The organism is Streptomyces sp. NPDC003038 (assembly GCF_040611115.1).
GTDB lineage: Bacteria > Actinomycetota > Actinomycetes > Streptomycetales > Streptomycetaceae > Streptomyces.
Genome location: NZ_JBEXNN010000008.1, coordinates 99,808 through 119,684, shown reverse-complemented (window position 1 = coordinate 119,684; position 19,877 = coordinate 99,808). Strand labels below are relative to the sequence as shown.

Here is a 19,877-nt window from a genome sequence, read left to right as displayed (position 1 = left end):
GGGCGTCAGGCCTTCACGGATGCGGACGCGGAGTCGGACTCGGATACGGGCTCGGATCCGGACGCGGGCTCGGATCCGACGAGAGGGGCGGCCGGGGCGGCGGCGTCCGCGCCGAGGCGTTCGTCGTTGTGCCGGACGCCCTCGTTGATGGCCACCGTCCGGGCGAGGTCGGTGATCTTCTTCTCCAGCGAGCGGAAGCGCAGGAAGGTGTTGAGGGTGAGGAAGCCCATCGCCAGCACCATCACGTACAGCACCAGGTCGGTGCCCCGGCCGACGCCGAGCTGCTGGGCGACCCAGGTGACGTCGGTCGGGCGGAGCACGGCGTACACGTTGACGACGACGAACACGGAGAACGCGATGCGCTTCCAGGCCCGGTTCTTCGCCTGTCCCCAGGTCCGTATGAACATCAGTGCCATGGACACCGAGCCCACGATCAGCAGCAGCTGAATCCAGAAGTACTTCATCGACGCCCACGCTCCCGCAGCGAAATGTCAAAAAGGATGTTGACGCCGTTGATCAGGGACTGACCCTTGGCGCGTGAGTAGTCGGTGTACAGGATGTCCACGGGGACCTCGGTGACCCGCAGCCCGGAGCCCGCCAGGTAGCCGACGATCTCGGACGCGTGGGCCATGCCGTTCATGGTGATGTTCAGCTGCTCGGCGGCCTTGCGGCTCAGGCAACGCAGTCCGTTGTGCGCGTCGGTGAGCTTGAGCTTGCGGGCGGTCGGGCTGACGGCGGCGGCCGTACGCAGCACGACCTGCTTGATCCACGGCACCTGGCCGTTCTGCTCGATGAAGCGCGAGCCGAGGACCACGTCGGCCTCGTCGGCGCGCAGCACCGCGACCATCGTCTCGACGTCCTTGGTCTGGTGCTGGCCGTCCGCGTCGAAGGTGGCGAAGTACCGGGCACCGGGCTGGGCGAGCGCGTACGTGAGGCCGGTCTGCAGGGCGGCGCCCTGGCCGAGGTTGACCGGGTGGCGGACCAAGTGGGCGCCGGTGGCGGCTATGTGCTCGGCCGAGTCGTCCGTGCTGCCGTCGTCGACGACGACGATGTTGGGGAACGTCTTGCGGGCCCCCTCGACCACGTCGGCGATCACCTGGCCCTCGTTATAGGCCGGTATGACCAGCCAGACATCGTCGTATTGGGACACGGTAGCTCCAGCGGAATGTGGCACGTCTGCGTGCTCGGTGATCGGTGTGACGTCTTGGGCCGGCATGGTCAGTCTCCGACCGCACCGGCGACCGGCCGGCTTGCGGCGCCCGTGTGCCCAGGTCCTTCGGTGGCGGCGGCAGCCGCTCCGGGGAAGTTCAGCCTCAGCGCTGTCAGCATAGCCAGCACGGTGGCGACGGAGCCGAGAGCGTAGGCCACGATGACGCGCATGGCCACCTCGCCCGGCATGAAGGTGATGCCCGCCAGCACCGCGGTACCGACGGCCCAGCACAGCAGTTGCAGGTTGTGCCGCTTGAATACCATGAGCGCCTGTCCGAGCACCATCGCGAACATGTACGCCACGGTGCCCGCGGACAACAGGAAGAAGTCGAGGCGGTCCAGCACCGGCTCCGCGTTGAACAGCACCTCGATCAGCCACGGGCCGAGCACGGTGGCGGGCACGCCGCCGAGCAGCCCGAGCAGGCCGACGACCATGCCGATCCGGCGCAGCATCGCCCAGAACGCGGCCCGGTCACCGGCGGTGAAGGCGGTGGTGAGACCGCTCAGCAGCGACGCCTGGAGCGAGCCGAAGACGAACAGCGGCACCCGGGCCAGGACCAGCGCGCTCAGCAGTGCGGCGATCAGGGCGCTTTCGGTCGGGGCCAGCAGCTTGGTGCTCACCACCGCGGCGTTGACGACGGCCTGGGAGAGCAGGGTCGAGCAGACGAGCAGGCCGAGCCCCCCGCACAGCTCCCGCCAGGCGACCGGCTCCCCGGGGCCGGTCGCGCGCAGCAGCGCGGGCAGCGTGACCAGCGTCGCGGCGACGGGTGCGACGGCCAGGACCAGGCTGAAGGCGAGCGCCGAGTGCAGCCCGAACACCGCGCAGCCGAAGGCGAGCAGGATCCGCAGGCCGCCGTCGACGGCGAGCTGGGTGCCGTACGCGCCGAAGTGCCCGAGGCCGGCGAGCACACCGCGGGTGAGGTAGCAGACGGCCATGCCGGTGAAGGCGCCGCCGAGCGCGGCGACCAGGGCTCGGTCGCCCTGGAACAGCAGGTCCGCGATGGGGCCCGCGCCGAAGCCGAGTACGAGCAGGGTCGCGCCGAGGACCGCCGCCGTGAGCAGGGTGGCGCGGCGCAGCACCGGGGCCGCGCCGTGGCCCAGCACCACGCGGGCGGAGATGATCCGGGTCAGTTCCTGCTCGATGGGGAAGAAGACGCCGATGCCGATGGACATCACGATCGTCCACAGCACCGAGACGTTCGCCATGGCCTGCTCGGACAGGCTGTGGCCGGCCACGCCCAGGTGGACGTACGAGGCCGCGCCGAGCACGACGGTGCCGCCGGCCACCGCGATGGTGCCCGGCGGCAGCGCCGCGGTGAGCTTGGTCAGCAGGGTCCTCATCCCGCGGTGCCGTCCCGGGCCGGGAGGGCCAGTGCGGTGAAGGCGGGGGCTTGGAGCGCCTCGGCCAGCTGTTCGCGCCAGTCGGCCAGCGGGGCGAGGCCCGCCTCGGCCCAGCGGTCGTGGGCCAGCACGCTGAAGGCGGGGCGCACCGCGGGGCGTACGAACGCGGCGGAGGTGGTCGGCCGGATCCGCTCGGGGTCGAGGCCGCTCAGCCGGTAGGTCTCGCGGGCCAGCCCGCACCAGGTGGTGCGGCCGCTCGCGGTGCCGTGGTAGACGCCGCCGGGGGCGCGGCCGGCGAGCGCGGCCAGGCCGAGTTCGACCAGTCGGCGGGCCAGTGCGTACGACCAGGTGGGCTGGCCGTGCTGGTCGTCGACGACGTCCAGGGTGTCCCGCTGGGCGGCCAGCTTCAGCATGGTGGCGACGAAGTTCGGCCCGTGCTCGCCGTACAGCCAGGCCGTCCGGACGACGTACCCGTCCTGCGGCAGCAGTTCGGTCACGGCCTGTTCGCCCACGAGCTTGCCGCGCCCGTAGGCGTTGACCGGGCCGGTGGGGGCGTCCTCGGGGTATGGCTGGGAGGCGTCCCCGGGGAGCACGTAGTCGGTGGAGACGTGCAGCAGGCGCGCACCGGCCGCCGCGCAGGCCGCGGCCAGGACGCGGACGCCCGTGCCGTTGACGGCGGTGGCGGCCTCCTCGGCCGTCTCGGCGCCGTCGACGTCGGTCCACGCGGCGCAGTTGACGACGACGGCGATGCCCCCGACGGCGGCCCGGACGGCGTCCGGGTCGGTGATGTCGAGGTCGGCGCGGCCGAGGCCGACGGCCTCGATCCCGGCGTGCTTGAGCTCGGTCAGGACGTCCTGGCCGAGCATTCCGGCGGCGCCGGTGACGAGCCAGCGCCCGCCGGCGTGGTCGGCGCTCACTTCTGCAGGGCCGCCTTCGCCTTCAGGGGCTCCCACCAGGCACGGTTCTCGCGGTACCAGTCGATGGTGGCCTTGATGCCGTCCTCGAAGGTGACCTGCGGGGCGTAGCCGAGTTCGGCGCCGATCTTGCTGATGTCGATGGAGTAGCGCAGGTCGTGGCCTTTGCGGTCCTCGACCTGTTCGACCATGTCCCAGCCGAGGCCGGCGGCCTCCAGCAGGACACCCGTGAGCTCCTTGTTGGTGAGCTCGGTGCCGCCGCCGATGTTGTAGACCTCGCCGGCGCGCCCCTTGCGCATCACGAGATCGATGCCGCGGCAGTGGTCGGAGACGTGCAGCCAGTCGCGGACGTTGCCGCCGTTGCCGTACAGCGGCACCTTCCGGCCGTCCATCAGGTTCGAGACGAACAGCGGGATGACCTTCTCCGGGAACTGGTAGTGCCCGTAGTTGTTGGAGCAGCGCGTGACCACCACGTCCATGCCGTGGGTGCGGTGGTAGGCCAGCGCCAGCAGGTCGGACGACGCCTTGGAGGCGGAGTACGGGGAGTTGGGGACCAGCGGCCACTCCTCGGTCCAGGAGCCTTCGCTGATCGAGCCGTAGACCTCGTCGGTGGAGATGTGGACGAAGCGGCCGACGCCGTGCTTGCGGGCGGAGTCCAGCAGGACCTGGGTGCCCAGGACGTTGGTCGTCACGAACGGACCGGCACCGGCGATCGAGCGGTCCACGTGGGACTCGGCGGCGAAGTGCACCACCACGTCGTGACCGGGCATCACCTGGTCGACGGCCTCGGCGTCGCAGATGTCGCCCTTGACGAAGGCGTAACCGGGGTGATCCGCGACCGGTGCCAGGTTGGCCTCGACGCCCGAGTAGGTCAGCTTGTCGAAGACCGTGATCTGAGCCGTGGCGTCCGCGCCGAGCTGCTGGCGGACGAATTCTGAACCGATGAAGCCGGCGCCGCCGGTCACGAGGATGCGCATAATACGAAGAGTCTAGCGGCCCGCTGAACGTCACATTCCCTTGGCTCGGCTCCCCCACACGCTCTCGCATAGGGTGCTCCCCATGCGTGGAATCCTTTTGGCCGGTGGCACCGGATCGCGACTCTGGCCGTTGACCCGGGCCGTCTCGAAGCAGCTGCTGCCCGTCTTCGACAAGCCGATGATCTACTACCCGCTCTCCACCCTGGTGATGGCGGGGATCAGCGAAATCCTGATCATCACCACCCCGGACGACCGCGACCAGTTCGAGCGACTGCTCGGCGACGGTTCGCAGTTCGGTCTGAAACTCGAATACGCCGTCCAGGAGCGCCCGGAGGGCATCGCCCAGGCGTTCGTGCTCGGAGCCGACTTCATCGGCGACGAATCCGTCGCGCTCATCCTCGGCGACAACATCTTCCACGGCAGTGGCCTCGGCACCCGCCTCGCGCAGCACACCGACTCCAAGGGCGGCCGGGTCTTCGCGTACCCGGTGGCGGACCCGACGGCGTACGGCGTGGTCGAGTTCGACGAGAACGGCCAGGCCATCTCCATCGAGGAGAAGCCGGTCAAGCCCAAGTCCCGGTACGCGGTGCCGGGCCTCTACTTCTACGACAACCGCGTCGTGGAGATAGCCCGCGAGCTGAAGCCCAGCGCCCGCGGCGAGCTGGAGATCACGGCGGTCAACGACGCCTACCTCCAGGCCGGCGAGTTGAATGTCACCATCCTCGACCGGGGAACCGCCTGGCTGGACACCGGCACCTTCGTATCGATGGTGCAGGCCTCGGAGTTCGTCCGCGTGATCGAGGAGCGGCAGGGCTTCAAGATCGGGTGCATCGAGGAGGCGGCCTGGCGGGCCGGCCTGATCGATTCCGCGCAGCTGCGTGCGCTCGCCGAGCCGCTGCTCAAGAGCGGCTACGGCGACTACCTGGTGACGCTGCTCGACGAGGAGGACGCCCGATGAAGTTCCGTGAGCTGTCCATCGAGGGCGCCTTCGAGATCACCCCGCAGCTGCACGGGGACCCGCGCGGCCTGTTCACCGAGTGGTACCGCTTCGACCGGCTGGCCGAGGTCGTCGGGCACCCGCTGAACCTGGCGCAGGCGAACCTGTCCGTCTCCTCGCGCGGCGTGGTCCGCGGCATCCACTTCGCGGACGTGCCGCGCGGCCAGGCCAAGTACGTGGCCTGCGTGCGCGGCGCCGTCCTCGACGTCATCGTGGACCTGCGGGTGGGCTCCCCCACCTTCGGCCGCTGGGAGGGCGTCCGGCTGGACGACGTGGACCGCCGCGCGGTCTACCTCTCCGAGGGCCTCGGTCACGGTTTCTGCGCCCTGACCGACGACGCCACGCTCTCGTACCTCTGCTCGGAGACGTACAACCCGACCGGCGAGCACTCGGTCCACCCGCTCGACCCGGGTCTGGCCATCGACTGGCCGGCCGACGTCCCGCTGCTGTCAGCCCGTGACGAGGCCGCCCCGTCGCTGGAGGACGCCGTCGCGTCGGGCCTGCTGCCCGACTACGCCGTCTGCAAGGAATTCACCGAGTCGCTGCGTGTGGGCTGACCGGTGAGCTGACCGCCGCTGGAGGAGAAAGGGCCGCACCCCCTCGGGGGTGCGGCCCTTTCCCGTACCCCCGGCGGAGACGGGCCGACGCGATGAAGAGCCGGGGCGCGGCCACGCCGAAGGGCCCCGCCCCACCGCCGAAGCGATGGGACGGGGCCCTCAGTGCAATGTGGTGCCCGGTGGACGGGCTACCAGGTCAGAGCACGAACTACGCCGTGATCTTGGTGACCTGGCCGGCGCCCACGGTCCGGCCACCCTCACGGATGGCGAACTTCAGGCCCTCCTCCATGGCGACCGGCTGGATCAGCGCGACCGTCATCTCGGTGTTGTCGCCCGGCATGACCATCTCCGTGCCGGCCGGCAGGGTGACGACACCCGTGACGTCCGTGGTACGGAAGTAGAACTGCGGGCGGTAGTTGTTGAAGAACGGGGTGTGACGGCCACCCTCGTCCTTCGACAGGATGTACGCCTGGGCCTCGAACTCCTTGTGGGGAGTGACAGAGCCGGGCTTGATGATGACCTGGCCGCGCTCGACGTCCTCGCGCTTGATGCCACGGAGGAGCAGACCGACGTTCTCGCCCGCCTGGCCCTCGTCGAGCAGCTTGCGGAACATCTCGATACCGGTGACCGTGGTGGTGGTCTTCTCTTCCTTGATACCGATGATGTCGACGGTCTCGTTGACCTTCAGGACACCACGCTCGATACGGCCGGTGACGACGGTACCGCGACCGGTGATCGTGAAGACGTCCTCGACGGGCATGAGGAACGGCTTCTCGGTGTCACGCGGCGGGGTCGGGATGGCCTCGTCGACGGCAGCCATGAGGCCGAGAAGCTTCTCGCCCCACTCCTTGTCGCCCTCGAGGGCCTTCAGCGCGGAGACGCGGACGACCGGAAGGTCGTCGCCCGGGAAGTCGTACTCGGAGAGCAGCTCACGGACCTCGAGCTCGACGAGCTCCAGGATCTCCTCGTCGTCCACCATGTCGGCCTTGTTCAGGGCGACGACGATGTAGGGGACGCCGACCTGGCGGGCCAGGAGCACGTGCTCCTTGGTCTGCGGCATCGGGCCGTCGGTGGCGGCGACCACGAGGATGGCACCGTCCATCTGCGCGGCACCGGTGATCATGTTCTTGATGTAGTCCGCGTGACCGGGGCAGTCGACGTGGGCGTAGTGACGCGCCTCGGTCTGGTACTCGACGTGCGCGATGGAGATGGTGATACCGCGCTGGCGCTCCTCAGGAGCCTTGTCGATCTGGTCGAAGGCCGAGGCCTCGTTCAGGTCCGGGTACGCGTCATGCAGCACCTTGGTAATGGCGGCCGTGAGGGTCGTCTTACCGTGGTCAATGTGACCAATGGTGCCGATGTTGACGTGCGGCTTAGTCCGCTCGAACTTCGCCTTCGCCACGGGGGTCCTCCTGGAGAGTGGTTCTGTACGCCTTGCTCATCGGCGCCAGGTGATCTTTGCTGGATAGCCGGTTCCCCGGGGGCAACGGGAGTGTGGCTCCTGTTGCCCCAGAGGCTCCGGTGACAAGCCTAAAGCGTGTACTCGGAAGAGTTACTCGCCCTTGGCCTTCGCGATGATCTCCTCAGCGACGTTCCGGGGAACCTCGGCGTAGGAGTCGAACTGCATCGAGTAGCTGGCGCGACCCGAGGTCTTGCTGCGGAGGTCTCCGACGTAGCCGAACATCTCCGAAAGAGGCACGAGGCCCTTCACGACGCGAGCGCCGTGACGCTCCTCCATGGCCTGGATCTGGCCACGGCGGGAGTTGATGTCGCCGATGACGTCACCCATGTAGTCCTCGGGCGTGGTGACCTCAACGGCCATCATCGGCTCGAGCAGTACGGGGTTGGCCTTGCGCGCGGCCTCCTTGAAGGCCTGCGAACCGGCGATCTTGAACGCGAGCTCGGAGGAGTCGACCTCGTGGTAGCCACCGTCGAGAAGGATGACGCGGACGCCGGTCATCTCGTAGCCGGCGAGGATGCCGAACTGCATGGCTTCCTGCGCACCCGCGTCGACCGAAGGGATGTACTCCTTCGGGATGCGGCCACCGGTGACCTTGTTCACGAACTCGTACGCCGGGCCGTCCGACTCGGTGATCGGCTCGATCGCGATCTGCACCTTGGCGAACTGACCGGTACCACCGGTCTGCTTCTTGTGGGTGTAGTCGTGACGCTCGACGGACTTGCGGATCGTCTCACGGTACGCGACCTGCGGCTTGCCGACGTTGGCCTCGACCTTGAACTCGCGCTTCATACGGTCGACCAGCACCTCGAGGTGCAGCTCGCCCATACCGCCGAGGATGGTCTGGCCGGTCTCTTCGTCCGAGTGAACGTGGAAGGAGGGGTCCTCCTCCGCGAGACGCTGGATGGCGACACCCAGCTTCTCCTGGTCACCCTTGGACTTGGGCTCGATGGCGACCTGGATGACCGGAGCCGGGAAGTCCATGGACTCCAGGATCACGGGTGCCTTGTCGTCACACAGCGTCTCACCGGTGGTGGTCTGCTTCAGGCCCATGACGGCGACGATGTCACCGGCGCCCACCGCGGCGATCTCCTCACGCTTGTTCGCGTGCATGCGGTAGATCTTGCCGATGCGCTCCTTCTTGCCCTTGACGGAGTTCAGCACCGCAGTGCCGGCCTCCAGGCGGCCCGAGTAAACCCGGACGAAGGTGAGCTTGCCGAGGTGCGGGTCGCTCATGATCTTGAACGCCAGCGCCGCGAGGGGCTCCTCGTCGGAAGGCTTGCGCTTCACGACGACCTCGGCGTCCTTGACGTCGTGGCCTTCGATGGCCTCGATGTCCAGGGGCGAGGGGAGGTAGCGCACGACGGCGTCGAGCAGGGGCTGAACGCCCTTGTTCTTGAACGCCGTGCCACAGAACACCGCGGTGATCGTGGCGCCCTGGCCCTTGCCGGAGCCGATGATGATGCGACGGACGGCGGCGTGCAGCTGCTCCACGGACGGCTCTTCGCCGCCGAGGTACAGCTCCATGATCTCGTCGTCGTTCTCGGCGACGGCCTCGATGAGCTTCCCGCGCCACTCTTCAGCGGCCTCGGTGTGCGTGTCGGGGATGTCGACGATGTCGTACATCTCGCCCTTGGTCGCCTCGGCGGACCAGACGAACGCCTTCATGGTGACCAGGTCGACAACGCCCTGGAAGTCCATCTCGGCACCGATGGGGAGCTGCATGACGATCGGAACCGCGCCAAGGCGGTCCTTGATCATGTCGACACAGCGGTGGAACTCGGCGCCGGTACGGTCGAGCTTGTTGACGAAGCAGATGCGCGGCACGCCGTAGCGGTCCGCCTGACGCCAAACGGTCTCGGACTGCGGCTCCACACCGGCGACACCGTCGAACACGGTGACGGCGCCGTCGAGGACGCGGAGCGAACGCTCCACCTCGACGGTGAAGTCCACGTGACCCGGGGTGTCGATGATGTTGATGGTGTGGTCGACGTCCTCGAGCGGCCAGTGGCAGGTCGTCGCGGCGGACGTGATCGTGATGCCGCGCTCCTGCTCCTGCTCCATCCAGTCCATCGTGGCAGCGCCGTCGTGGACTTCACCGATCTTGTAAGACACACCGGTGTAGAACAGGATGCGCTCGGTGGTGGTCGTCTTGCCCGCGTCGATGTGAGCCATGATGCCGATGTTGCGCACCTTGGCCAGGTCAAGCGAAGTGGTAGCCATATCGGCTCAGTCTTCTCTCGGTCTCGATGTGGGTTGGGACTACCAGCGGTAGTGCGCGAAGGCCTTGTTGGACTCGGCCATCTTGTGCGTGTCCTCGCGCTTCTTGACGGCAGCGCCAAGACCGTTGGAGGCGTCGAGCAGCTCGTTCATGAGGCGCTCGGTCATGGTCTTCTCGCGGCGGGCGCGGGAGTAACCCACGAGCCAGCGCAGCGCGAGGGTGGACTGACGGCCGGGCTTGACCTCGACCGGGACCTGGTAGGTCGCGCCACCGACACGGCGGGACTTGACCTCGAGGGACGGCTTGACGTTCTCCAGCGCGCGCTTCAGCGTGATGACCGGGTCGTTGCCGGTCTTCTCGCGGAGGCCTTCCATGGCGCCGTAGACGATGCGCTCGGCGGTGGAGCGCTTGCCGTTCAGGAGGATCTTGTTGATGAGCGACGTCACCAGAGGAGATGCGTAGACCGGGTCGATGATGACCGGGCGCTTCGGGGCGGGGCCCTTACGAGGCATTCTTACTTCTCCTTCTTGGCGCCGTAGCGGCTGCGGGCCTGCTTGCGGTTCTTGACAGCCTGGGTGTCAAGCGCACCGCGGATGATCTTGTAACGAACACCCGGCAGGTCCTTCACACGGCCACCACGCACGAGCACGATCGAGTGCTCCTGCAGGTTGTGTCCCTCACCCGGAATGTAAGCGGTGACCTCGATGCCGGAGGTCAGACGCACACGCGCGACCTTACGCAGCGCCGAGTTCGGCTTCTTCGGGGTGGTCGTGAACACACGCGTGCAGACGCCGCGACGCTGGGGCGAAGCCTCAAGCGCGGGGGTCTTAGTCTTCTCGACCTTGTCCTGCCGGCCCTTCCGGACCAGCTGCTGGATCGTAGGCACTACTTCTCCGGTTTCTGTGTGCCGTGTAGTGAAGCTAACCTGGAACATTTGCCGACCCACGCGGTCGGGTGTGTCGGATCCGGCGGACCTCCGCGCAAGCACGGAAACGCATGGATCGCGGTGGTCTGATGCGGCTCGTATGCGGTTGATGGACACGCACATGAGCCCAGGCACACCCCAGGCACAAGGTCAGAGCGTACCTACCTCACAGAGGTAGGTCAAAACAAATGCCCAGCACGAAAACACGCCGGACGCAAGCCGGACGCACGCCTCGGCCCCGCCGAACAGAGTGGATCAGCGGCCGCGATCACGGGCCGGCCCGGCCGGCGGACTCAGTCCCTCGCCCCGCGGCGGACCTGAGGGGTGTCCGGCTCGTCCGGGGAGGCATCCGGGGACGCGTCCACGCTGGCGGCCGTCTCCGCGGTCGCCGTCACCGCCTGGCAGATCACCACCCAGTAGTACGTGCCCCGCCCGCCGGGGCGGCCCGGCCGCGGGCCGCCCCGGCGCCGCCCCCGGGCGCCCTAAACTTGCGGACTGCCCCGGCGCGGGCGCGCGAGTCGATCAGCAGGGAGCAGGACATTGGGGACCGTGGCACCGGAGCCGACCAGAGTCGACGCTCCGCCCCCCGACGAGGACCGGCCGCGCCCCCGTCGCCTCCGGCGGCTGTACGGTCCCCTCCTCGCCTTCCTGATCACCTCGGCCGCCTTCTGCTCGGCCTGGGCGCTGCGCGGCACCTTCCCCTTCGGCAACACCGGCCGGGCCATCAACGACCAGGCCAACCAGTACGTACCCTTCCACCGCGCGCTCTGGGACCTGGCCCACGGGCAGGCCACGGGCGATGTGCTCTTCACCTGGCGCGGCGGCTTCGGCCAGCAGTTCCTGTCCGATTACCACACGTACCTCGGCAACCCCTTCTCCTGGCTGGCCGTCCTCGTCCCGCGCGCCCACGTCGACCTCGCCGTCTTCGCGATCACCCCGATCACGATGGGCACCGCCGCCGCCCTGATGACCGTGTACCTCGGCAAGCTGCACCCCGGCCCGTGGTGGCAGCGCGGCGTCCTCGGCGCCTGCTACGGCCTGTGCGGCTGGGCGCTCAGCGACGCCTCGTACATCCCCATGTGGCTGTGGGGCCTGGTCGCCCTCCCCCTGCTCGGCATCGCGGTCGAGTGGTGCCTGGAGGAGCGCCGGTGGCCCGGCGCCGCCCTGCTGGTGGCGCTCGCCTGGTTCGGCAACTTCTACACCGCGATGATGGCCACGATGGCCGCCTGCGTGCTGCTCGCCATCGGGCTGATCGTCCGCGACATGACCGGCAGGCAGCGGCTGCGCGCACTGTGGCGGGCCGCGACGGCCGCCGGGACCGGGATACTGCTCACCCTCCCGCTCCTCCTGCCGTCCTTCCTGTCCAGCGGCGCCGCGCAGCCCACCAAGGCCGCCGCCTTCGACCCGGTGCGGATCGATATCTTCCTCGCCGGCATGCTCCCGGCCACCCACCTGTGGGGCGGCCGGCCGCGGCTGTACGTGGCCTCGCTCGGCCTGATCCTGGCCGGGGCGTTCCTCTTCAACAGCGCCATCGCCACGAAGACCCGCCTGGTGTGGGCGGCCGCGACGCTGCTCGTGGTCGTCTCCTTCCAGTTCCCGCCCACGCAGTACGTGTGGCACGGCCTGGCCGTGCCGAACGGCAACCCGTACCGCGAGGCGTTCGTCTTCAGCGGGATGGTGGTCATCGTGGCCTGGCTGGCGCTGGCCCACCGGCCGCGCCCGCTCCACCTCGCGCTCACCGCCGGGCTGCTGGTCGCGGCCGCCTTCGCGCTCCGGCACACCGACGACTTCGGCGGCTGGACCTGGCCTGCCGTACTCGGCGGCGGCGCGGTCTCCCTGCTGGCCCTGATCCTGCTGGGCCTCGGCGAGAAGCGCCGCCACCTCCTCCCCCTCGCGGCCGTCCTCATGGTCGGCGTCGTCTTCGCCGAGTCCACGGCGGCCGCGGTCAATGCGGACGCCCGCCGGGCCCGCGAGCGCTGGGCGAAGCCGGTCGCCACCTCGAACCAGTCGATCAGCCGTCACTTCGACGCCGTGCGGGAGGCCGACGGCTGGCCCGCGTACCGCACGGATTCGGGCGCGCCGCGGACCTCGTACAACGACGCCCTGGCGCTGCGGGCGGAGGGCCCGCAGTACTACAGCAGCTACCTGCCGGAAGCGACGTACCAGGCCCTGGAACCGCTCGGCTACGGCTACAAGAACGACGGCCGGACCTTCTTCGGCGCCGACAACCCGGTCCTCGACGCGATCTTCTCGATCGGCGCGCGGGTCCGCCCGGGGACCACCCCGAACAGCTGGACGGCCTCGAAGTTCCCGGCGCCCCCGCTGGTCACGGTCCGTTCCGCGCCCTACACGTCACCGAATCCGCCGGGCAGCGTCTTCGCCCACCAGGAGGACGTCCTGGGCGCCACCGTCTACCAGGTCCCGCGGACCGTCCGCGGCGGCAGCGCCACGGAGCAGACGTACGCCGCCCAGTGCCTTCCCGGCTCCGAGGCGTACTGGTACTCCCCCGCCCTCTACGGCACCCTCCTCACCGCCGGCGCCGGGAAGCCGCTGGAGGACCGGATGACCGGAGTGATCCCGCTCGGCACCGTCCCCGCTTCCGGCAAGGTCGAGGTCACGGTGAAGACCCGCACCGAGGGCGCCAACGCCGGGGACCACCCGGTCGGCTGCCTGGACCGCGCGGCACTCGGCAAGGCCGTCGCGCACCTCACCGCCACCGGCGCCACCGAGGTCACGACGGGGGGCCACACCATCGAGGCGACCCTGCCGCGGGGCGCCACCGGCACGGCCGTCATCTCCACGACCGCGCTCCCGGGCTGGCAGTGCTCGGCTCCCGTGCGGAGCTTCCACGGCCTGCTCTCGCTGAGTCTGCGCCCGGGTACCGAGAAGGTCTCCTGCACCTTCACCCCGAAGGGCTTCACGGCAGGTCTGGCCGGCGGGGCCCTCGGCGGGATCCTGCTCATCGCGGCTGCCGTGGGCGGGCTGCGCCGCCGCCGCGCCTGCGGGGACCGGCGCTAGGCGGCTCCGGCCCGCTGCCGGAGGCGGCCCATCCGCTCCCGGGCGGCCTCCAGCTGGGTCCGGTCCGCCTCGGGCCGGTCCGCGAGCAGCGCGGACCACAGCGTGATCAGGTCGTGCCCCATCCGGATGGCCTCGGCCGGCTCCGCGACCTTGAGCCAGGCGGCCGCGGCGTTCAGCACGCTCTGCAGTGCCTGCGGATCGCTGCGGGCACTGCGGCTCCGGGCGATCTCCAGGGAGGTCTGGAACGCCCGTCGGCTGTCCCCGGCGACGAAGGCCACGTAGGCGTTCAGCTCGCGCAGCTGGAGGACGGCTGGCGCGTCCCAGCCGAGGCGGTCCGCGGCCGCTGTCACGCTCTGCTGGGCGAGGGTGGCGGCCCATTCGATGCGCCCGAGCCGCAGCGCCTCCTGGATCCGGGCCCCGGGTACGGCGACGAGGTCGTCCACGGGGTGAGCGGCCGGAGCCGGCGCGGGATCCGGTACGGAGGTGGGGGCGGGCGTCGGCATGGGCGCCGGTACCGGGGCGGGCGCGGGTACGGGAGCCGGTACGGGAGCCGACGCCGGTACGGGAGCCGACGCCGGTACGGGAGCCGGCGCGGGCGTCGGTTGGGGCGCCGGCACAGGGACGGGCTCGGGCGCGGCCACGGGCGCCGTGGCGGCTTCCGGTTCCCGCACGGCCGACTGGGCCCGCGGTAGGACGACGCCCATGCCCTGCATCGGCACCGGCGGCGCCAGGAAGTGGCTGGACCCGTCACCCAGGACCTGCAACGACACGATCGAACCGATCCGCTCGTCGTACACCGTGGCCGGGACCGCCTGCCCCGAGGTCAGGACCAGGCGGTACAGGTAGTCGAGCACCGCGTCCTGCGGCTGCTCGCCCTCGCCCGCGACGACGGGCCTGCCGTCGACCTCCGCGAAGCCGTCGGCACGCACCCGCACGTCAGCGGCCACCGGCCCGGGGATCGGCGGGGTCGCGGGCTTCCGCCCTCGTCGGCTGAATACGGACATCGGTGCCTCACTCAGTTCTGTGGTGCGGGGGAGGTTGCGGGCGGCGCGGGGCTGGGCGGCACGGCCGCCGGGGTCACCTGGACGTCCGCGACACGCCAAGGGCCCCCGTCAGCCGAGCGCGAGAGCTTGAGCGCGGCCGTGAGCAGGGGACCGGCTCCGCTCCAGCCGTCCCGTCCCTGCGCCTTGCCCTCGACGTAGAGGACGCGGTAGACGACGGTCGGGCTGTCGGGTGGCACCTCGCCGTCGTGGGCGTCGTCGTCGACCGAGACCTGCACCGTGGTCCAGGCCTTGTGCTCGGCCCATACGTTCCAGTCGTTCCCGGTGCCGCCGGCGGACCGGTGTTCGCGCTCGGCGGCCGCCCGCTCGTCGGTGAGGTAGCGGGCGGCGCGGAGCACGGCGTCCTGCGGGCCGGCGTCGTAGGCCGTGTCGTGGCCGTAGGCCGTGGTGGCCCACGCCCGGGCGACCGCGGTCGCGTCCTGGTCGTCGGCTTGCGGCGGCGCGGGAACCTTGGCACCGGCGTCGAGGGGCTTGCCCTGCGGTACGGGCGCCTTGGGCGCGACGGTCTCGGACAGCGCCGGGTCCGGTGCCCCGCCCGCGCCGTCCGCGCCCTCACGGAAGTCGCGCAGCCCGCAGCCCGTCAGCACGACGAGGCCGGCCACGGTCGCGAGCAGCATGCCGAAGATCTTGCGCACGGTCGTCCCCCTGCTGTTCCTGCCGGTCGTCCGCCGGCTCATTTGCCGATCCACGGTGCCGGGTTCACGTAGTCGCCGTCCTGCATCACCTCGAAGTGCAGGTGTGCGCCCGTCGAGTAACCGGTACTCCCGACGAGCCCGACCACCGCGCCCACACCGACCTGTTGTCCGGTACCGACGTTGATGGCCGACATATGGTTGTAGGTCGTCGAGATCCGCTTGCCGCCCATCGTGCCGTGCGAGACGACGACGCGGTTTCCGTACCCGTTGGTCATCCCCGCGGAGGTGACCACGCCGTCCATGGCCGCGTAGATGGGAGTCCCCGATCCGGCCCCGAAGTCCATCCCGGTGTGCAGCTTGTACACGCCGGTGACCGGATGCAGCCGCATGCCGTACGGCGAGGTCATCGGCGGGTTGCCGCGCAGCGGCATGGCCATCCGCTGGCCTGCGGGGATGGTGCCGAGGCCGGGGCCCGGGTCGATCGCCGTGTACTTCGCCATGGCGCCCTTGATGGCGACGACGTAGCCCTGCGTCTCCTTGTACGGCGGTATGCCGCCGTACTTGAGCACCGCGCCCGGACCCGCGTTGTACGAGGCCAGGGTGAGGTCGAGCGTGGGGCCGCTGGCCTTGCCCCTGGCCTTGTAACCCTCGACCTGCTTGGCCAGGGCGCAGTCGTAGCGCCCCTGAGCCATGATCGCGTCCCCCGGGTCGAAGGGGTCTATTCGGCCGTTCCCGTCGTCGTCCCGCCCCCAGGTCACCCATGTTCCGGGCATGAACTGGGACAGACCCTGAGCGCCAACTGGCGAAGTTCGGCCATTTATCCAGCCAGATTCGGCCTCGATCTGCGCGGCGATGACCGGAGCCGTGATCTGAGGGCACATTGATCCCGCTTTGAGCACCCATGGTAAGTATTGAGCCGGTACGTGCTTGGGGTTCAGTGTGCCGCCGGCCACGCCCGACAGATCCGGACCGGTGTCACCGGCCCCTACCCCCACGAACAGCACGACCGGCATGATCACTGCTGCAAAAGCGCTGCCCATCAGCCATACCGCAGCGCTTCCTCCCTTGTCCGACATCGCTCCCCCGTCGACGTGTTCCAATGGCTCCTGCCGACCGGGTCTCCTGGGGTGCCCCGGCGGCGAAGTCACGCGATTGTCGCAAGCAATCCCCGGAGAAACGCAATAAGTTGTCGACGCCGGACGCTACGCGCAAGGCCGACGGACGTTGATGCAGGGGGACATGACGCATGCAGCAGAACTCGACGGGCGGCCCGGAGATCTGGCTCCGCGGACCAGTGAACCCGGCCGCCGCACCAGCACGGGGCGGGCTCCCCACCATGGCGGCGCCTGCGCCGCCGGGCCACTCCACCACGACCCCGCAATTCGGCCAACACGGGCCCGCACCACGCGCCTTCAGCTGGATGAACGCCCACGGTGGCGCGGGCACGTCCACCCTCGCGACGGTGTTCGCAGGCCACGACGCCGGCTCGTCGTGGCCCGACCCGGCAGCGGGAGATCCGCCGAACGTCCTCCTCGTGGCGCGCACCAACGCCGCCGGGCTGGCGGCGGTGTCTCGAGTCCTGGATATGATCCGCCGCGATGACCTGCCGTCAGGTATCAATGTGTCAGCGGTGGTTTTCGTCGCGGACGCTCCCGGCCGTCTGCCGAGGGAGCTGGCCCAGCGCATCAAGGTGATCAGCTCGGTGATCGACATCCACCGGGTCCCCTGGGTGCCCGCCTGGCGCACCGGCGACCTCACGGGCCCGCCGCCGCGCGAGGTCAGCGCACTCGGCCTGCTCACCGGCAAGAAGTGAACCCGCGTACCTGGAGCTGGAGATGGAACTGATACTCGCCGCCCCGGGCACGAACGTGACCGGGCCGCTCAACGACGTCCTCGGCATGATCGCCTGGCTGGTCTCGGCCGCCGGGGTGCTGGGCGTACTCATCATCGGCGCACGCATGGCCATTTCGCTGCGCTCGGGAGACGGCAACGAACATCTGACGCAGTTCGCGACGGTCATGGGCGCCTGCATCATCGGCTGCACGGCCGGCCCGCTCGTCGAGTTCGTCCTGCCTTAACCTCGTTGCGTCCCTAGCTCGTTCGGATCCGGTCGTCGTCGAGCACGGGACCAATCAGGGAGCGAACCACTACTGTCATGGTGCCTCCGCAGCACGTACGCAGCCTCGCCACGCTGCTGCCGGCCGCCTGCAACCTCACAGTTGATTTCCACGGGGAGATTCCATGTTAAACAAGATCCGCGACGTCGTCCTCGCCGCTGACGTGCCCAAGCCGGGGATGAACGCGCCGCCGGAACTCACCGGCAAGGTCAACGACGTCCTCGGCATCGTCGCGTGGGCCGGTACCGCCGCGGGCGTCGCGGGTGTACTGATCACCGGCGCCATGATGGCGATATCGATGCGCCGCGGCGAAGGCTCGGAACACATGGGCCGGCTCGGCATGGTCCTCGGCGGCTGCGTCCTGGTCGCGACCGCGGGCCCGCTCGTCTCCTTCGTCTTCAACTGACCCTGGAAGGAGCCTGACTGATGATGGCTTCAGGCAGGTTACGCGGAAGCAGCGGCGAGTGGGAGAAGCCGTTCTGGCACCAGCGGGGCTGGCAGGTCTCGGCGGCCTTCCTCGTGGCGATCGTCATGATCGGGATCGTGGCGCTGGTCTCCGGCGGCAACGACGACGGCAAGACCCCTCAGGGGGGTTCACCGACCGGCGAAGCGACAAAGCCGGCCGGCGGTGCGTCCTCCGCTCCCTCAGGGGGCACGGGCGACGCCCGGCCCGCCGGCTGCCGTACGGACGACACCGACCAGAGCATCCCGAGCAAGGCGCCGGCGGACCTGCAGTGGAAACAGGCAGGCGCCTATCTGATTCCGGTATCACCGTCCGCGGGGCCTGTGAAGTACGACGGGCCCGGCTGGTCCTGCTTCGCCCACACCCCGCTGGGTGCGGTACTCGCGGCCCACGCGATCTCGAACCATGTCGACATCCCCCGTTGGAGAGAGGTCGTCGATCAGCAGATGGCCGTCGGCGCGGGCCGGGACACCTACATCGAGAAGCGGTCGAAACTGCCCGCGGACCAAGTGGGCAAGGAGCCCCCGGGCAGCAAAGGCACCTACGTCGGCTTCTCGCTCGTGACCTACTCCAAGGATCACGCCACCGTGATGGTGCTCATGCAGATCCCGGAGAAGGGCTATGCGACCGGCACCATGTCGGTGGTCTGGGAAGGCGGCGACTGGAAGCTGCGCCCGACGCTCACCGGGTCCCTCCTGGAGGGCATCGCACCCGTGGGCGGTACCGAGGGCTTCACACTCTGGGGAGCCTCGAATGGCGCCTAGCCTGCCCAGCCCGGGAGACGTGAAGGACTGCATAATCCACCCCGGTGACTGCCTGGGCAAGGGCGCCGAGAAGGTCGGCAGCGCCGTGGCCGACGGAGCGGTCACCGCCTTCGCGAACGCCATAGGCAAAGCCGCGTCGGAGGTGCTCAAGTCTCTGAACGGCGTCTGGCTCAAGGTCGGCGACGGAGACAGCCTCAACCCCGAAAAGGGCTCCGGTCTCAACACCATCCTCGGCGAGACGAGCTGGATCGTCGGCTACATAGCCGTCGCGTCCATTCTCGTCGCGGCGATCCGGATGGCCTACGAGCGCAAGGGCCAGCCCATGCAGCAGGCCTTCATGGGCATGTGGAAGGTCATCCTCGTCTCCACCGCGGCCCCCGCCGTCGCCGTCGCGCTCTACAGGGCATCCGATGCCTATGCGCAAGAGGTGTACCGGAAGGCCAATCTGGGCGAGAACGCCGAGACACTGCTCGGCGTGACCGCCCTGTCCAGCCCGGGCCTGATCCTGATCTTCGGCCTGCTCGTCATGCTGGCCAGCTTCGTGCAGATCATCCTGATGTACATCAGGCTGGGCGTGCTGATCATGCTCATCGGCACCCTCCCCATCGCCGCCGCGTCCTCGATGACGGGCTGGGGTGACGGCTGGTGGAAGAAGCACATCGGCTGGCTCACGGCCTGGCTGCTCTACAAGCCGGCCGCCGCGCTGATCATCTACTCCGCCACGGCCATGACCCAGGGCCGCGAAAAGCTCGACCTCACCCTCGCCGGCATGGGGATGCTCGTTCTCTCCGTCTTCGCCCTGCCCGCCCTGCTCAAGCTGATCGTCCCGGCGACCGCGGCACTGGGCAGCACCTCGGGCGGGACCGTGGCCATGAACTTCGCCAACAGCATCGCCAGCGGCGCGATCAGCATCGCCGGTGGCAGCGCTGGTGGAGGAGGTGGCGGCGGAGGAGGCGGAGGCGGAGCCAGTGGCGGCGCACAGGGCCCCGCCGGTTCCCCCTCGGTCGGTGCGGGTTCCTCGGCGGGTGGCGCCGGCGGCGGCGCGGCGGCCGGCGGAGCCTCCGCAGCCGCAGCGGCAGCCGGCCCGGCGGCCATCGCGGTCCAGGCCGCGGCAGTGGTCGCCCAGGCCGGCCTCAACGCGGCCAAGGAAATCGGCGGCTCGCTGGACGACAACGACGGTATGAAGGGCCACAACCAGTAACGGCGGCGGGGACGCGCG

The 19,877-nt window shown here is 69.6% G+C and carries 20 protein-coding genes; 8 read left to right on the top strand and 12 right to left on the bottom strand.

Going from position 1 to position 19,877, the window contains the following annotated elements; genetic code table 11:
• Window positions 1-5: 5 nt before the first annotated feature.
• The 5 genes from ABZX75_RS13030 to rfbB all read right to left on the bottom strand — a co-directional run bounded on the left by ABZX75_RS13030 (window position 6) and on the right by rfbB (window position 4,441).
• Entirely contained in the window at window positions 6-464 is a 459-nt protein-coding gene (locus tag ABZX75_RS13030) for a DUF2304 domain-containing protein (protein ID WP_355410226.1), read from the bottom strand.
• Entirely contained in the window at window positions 461-1,150 is a 690-nt protein-coding gene (locus ABZX75_RS13025) for a glycosyltransferase family 2 protein (RefSeq protein WP_355410225.1), read from the bottom strand. The genes ABZX75_RS13030 and ABZX75_RS13025 overlap by 4 nt, the downstream gene beginning before the upstream one ends.
• A gap of 68 nt (window positions 1,151-1,218) precedes the next feature.
• Window positions 1,219-2,550 (bottom strand): hypothetical protein, encoded by a 1,332-nt coding sequence (locus tag ABZX75_RS13020; protein ID WP_355410224.1) that lies wholly within the window; start codon window positions 2,548-2,550, stop codon window positions 1,219-1,221.
• Window positions 2,547-3,467, bottom strand: coding sequence for a dTDP-4-dehydrorhamnose reductase (rfbD, locus tag ABZX75_RS13015; protein WP_355410223.1), 921 nt, complete (start codon window positions 3,465-3,467; stop codon window positions 2,547-2,549). The genes ABZX75_RS13020 and rfbD overlap by 4 nt, the downstream gene beginning before the upstream one ends.
• Window positions 3,464-4,441 (bottom strand): dTDP-glucose 4,6-dehydratase, encoded by a 978-nt coding sequence (rfbB, locus tag ABZX75_RS13010; protein ID WP_355410222.1) that lies wholly within the window; start codon window positions 4,439-4,441, stop codon window positions 3,464-3,466. Before rfbB ends, rfbD begins: the two co-directional genes overlap by 4 nt.
• An 82-nt stretch (window positions 4,442-4,523) precedes the next feature.
• Here rfbB and rfbA point away from each other — a divergent pair, with 82 nt between their 5' ends.
• Window positions 4,524-5,399, top strand: a complete 876-nt coding sequence (rfbA, locus tag ABZX75_RS13005) for a glucose-1-phosphate thymidylyltransferase RfbA (RefSeq protein ID WP_355410221.1) — start codon at window positions 4,524-4,526, stop codon at window positions 5,397-5,399.
• Window positions 5,396-5,995 (top strand): dTDP-4-dehydrorhamnose 3,5-epimerase, encoded by a 600-nt coding sequence (gene rfbC, locus ABZX75_RS13000; protein WP_355410220.1) that lies wholly within the window; start codon window positions 5,396-5,398, stop codon window positions 5,993-5,995. The genes rfbA and rfbC overlap by 4 nt, the downstream gene beginning before the upstream one ends.
• Before the next feature lie 208 nt (window positions 5,996-6,203).
• Here the strand turns inward: rfbC and tuf are convergent, their stop codons facing one another.
• From tuf to rpsL, 4 genes are all read right to left on the bottom strand, one after another.
• A complete protein-coding gene (gene tuf, locus ABZX75_RS12995) occupies window positions 6,204-7,397 on the bottom strand; it encodes an elongation factor Tu (protein ID WP_257554813.1) in 1,194 nt (397 codons plus the stop codon).
• A gap of 150 nt (window positions 7,398-7,547) precedes the next feature.
• On the bottom strand, window positions 7,548-9,677 hold the full coding sequence (gene fusA, locus ABZX75_RS12990) for an elongation factor G (RefSeq protein WP_355410219.1): 2,130 nt from the start codon (window positions 9,675-9,677) through the stop codon (window positions 7,548-7,550).
• Window positions 9,678-9,716: 39 nt separating this feature from the next.
• On the bottom strand, window positions 9,717-10,187 hold the full coding sequence (gene rpsG / locus ABZX75_RS12985; RefSeq protein ID WP_007265894.1) for a 30S ribosomal protein S7: 471 nt from the start codon (window positions 10,185-10,187) through the stop codon (window positions 9,717-9,719).
• 2 nt (window positions 10,188-10,189) lie between these two features.
• The gene (gene rpsL / locus ABZX75_RS12980) at window positions 10,190-10,561 is read right to left on the bottom strand and encodes a 30S ribosomal protein S12 (protein ID WP_007265893.1); all 372 of its coding nucleotides are present in this window, start codon (window positions 10,559-10,561) and stop codon (window positions 10,190-10,192) included.
• Window positions 10,562-11,149: 588 nt separating this feature from the next.
• Between rpsL and ABZX75_RS12975 the strand changes: the two genes are divergently transcribed.
• Entirely contained in the window at window positions 11,150-13,618 is a 2,469-nt protein-coding gene (locus ABZX75_RS12975) for a YfhO family protein (RefSeq protein WP_355410218.1), read from the top strand.
• On the opposite strand, the gene ABZX75_RS12970 is transcribed toward ABZX75_RS12975, so the two are convergent.
• The 3 genes from ABZX75_RS12970 to ABZX75_RS12960 are packed head-to-tail and all read right to left on the bottom strand — an operon-like array spanning window position 13,615 to window position 16,195.
• Entirely contained in the window at window positions 13,615-14,622 is a 1,008-nt protein-coding gene (locus ABZX75_RS12970) for a hypothetical protein (protein ID WP_355410217.1), read from the bottom strand. The two genes, ABZX75_RS12975 and ABZX75_RS12970, sit on opposite strands and share 4 nt — an antisense overlap.
• 11 nt (window positions 14,623-14,633) lie before the next feature.
• Complete coding sequence (locus ABZX75_RS12965) at window positions 14,634-15,356, bottom strand: hypothetical protein (RefSeq protein WP_355410216.1); 723 nt, start codon at window positions 15,354-15,356, stop codon at window positions 14,634-14,636.
• Window positions 15,353-16,195: a peptidoglycan DD-metalloendopeptidase family protein gene (locus ABZX75_RS12960; protein WP_355410367.1), complete on the bottom strand. Its 843-nt coding sequence runs from the start codon at window positions 16,193-16,195 to the stop codon at window positions 15,353-15,355. Before ABZX75_RS12960 ends, ABZX75_RS12965 begins: the two co-directional genes overlap by 4 nt.
• A 365-nt stretch (window positions 16,196-16,560) precedes the next feature.
• On the opposite strand from ABZX75_RS12960, the gene ABZX75_RS12955 reads away from it, so the two are divergent.
• From ABZX75_RS12955 to ABZX75_RS12935, 5 genes are all read left to right on the top strand, one after another.
• Window positions 16,561-17,127, top strand: coding sequence for a DUF6668 family protein (locus ABZX75_RS12955; protein WP_355410215.1), 567 nt, complete (start codon window positions 16,561-16,563; stop codon window positions 17,125-17,127).
• Window positions 17,128-17,149: 22 nt separating this feature from the next.
• The gene (locus ABZX75_RS12950; RefSeq protein WP_355410214.1) at window positions 17,150-17,392 is read left to right on the top strand and encodes a hypothetical protein; all 243 of its coding nucleotides are present in this window, start codon (window positions 17,150-17,152) and stop codon (window positions 17,390-17,392) included.
• 163 nt (window positions 17,393-17,555) lie between these two features.
• Window positions 17,556-17,837 carry a hypothetical protein gene (locus ABZX75_RS12945; protein ID WP_355410213.1) on the top strand — a complete coding sequence of 94 codons (282 nt, stop codon included), beginning with the start codon at window positions 17,556-17,558 and terminating at the stop codon, window positions 17,835-17,837.
• 20 nt (window positions 17,838-17,857) lie between these two features.
• Window positions 17,858-18,658, top strand: a complete 801-nt coding sequence (locus tag ABZX75_RS12940) for a hypothetical protein (protein WP_355410212.1) — start codon at window positions 17,858-17,860, stop codon at window positions 18,656-18,658.
• Window positions 18,659-18,677: 19 nt separating this feature from the next.
• Entirely contained in the window at window positions 18,678-19,859 is a 1,182-nt protein-coding gene (locus ABZX75_RS12935; protein ID WP_355410211.1) for a hypothetical protein, read from the top strand.
• Window positions 19,860-19,877: the final 18 nt, after the last annotated feature.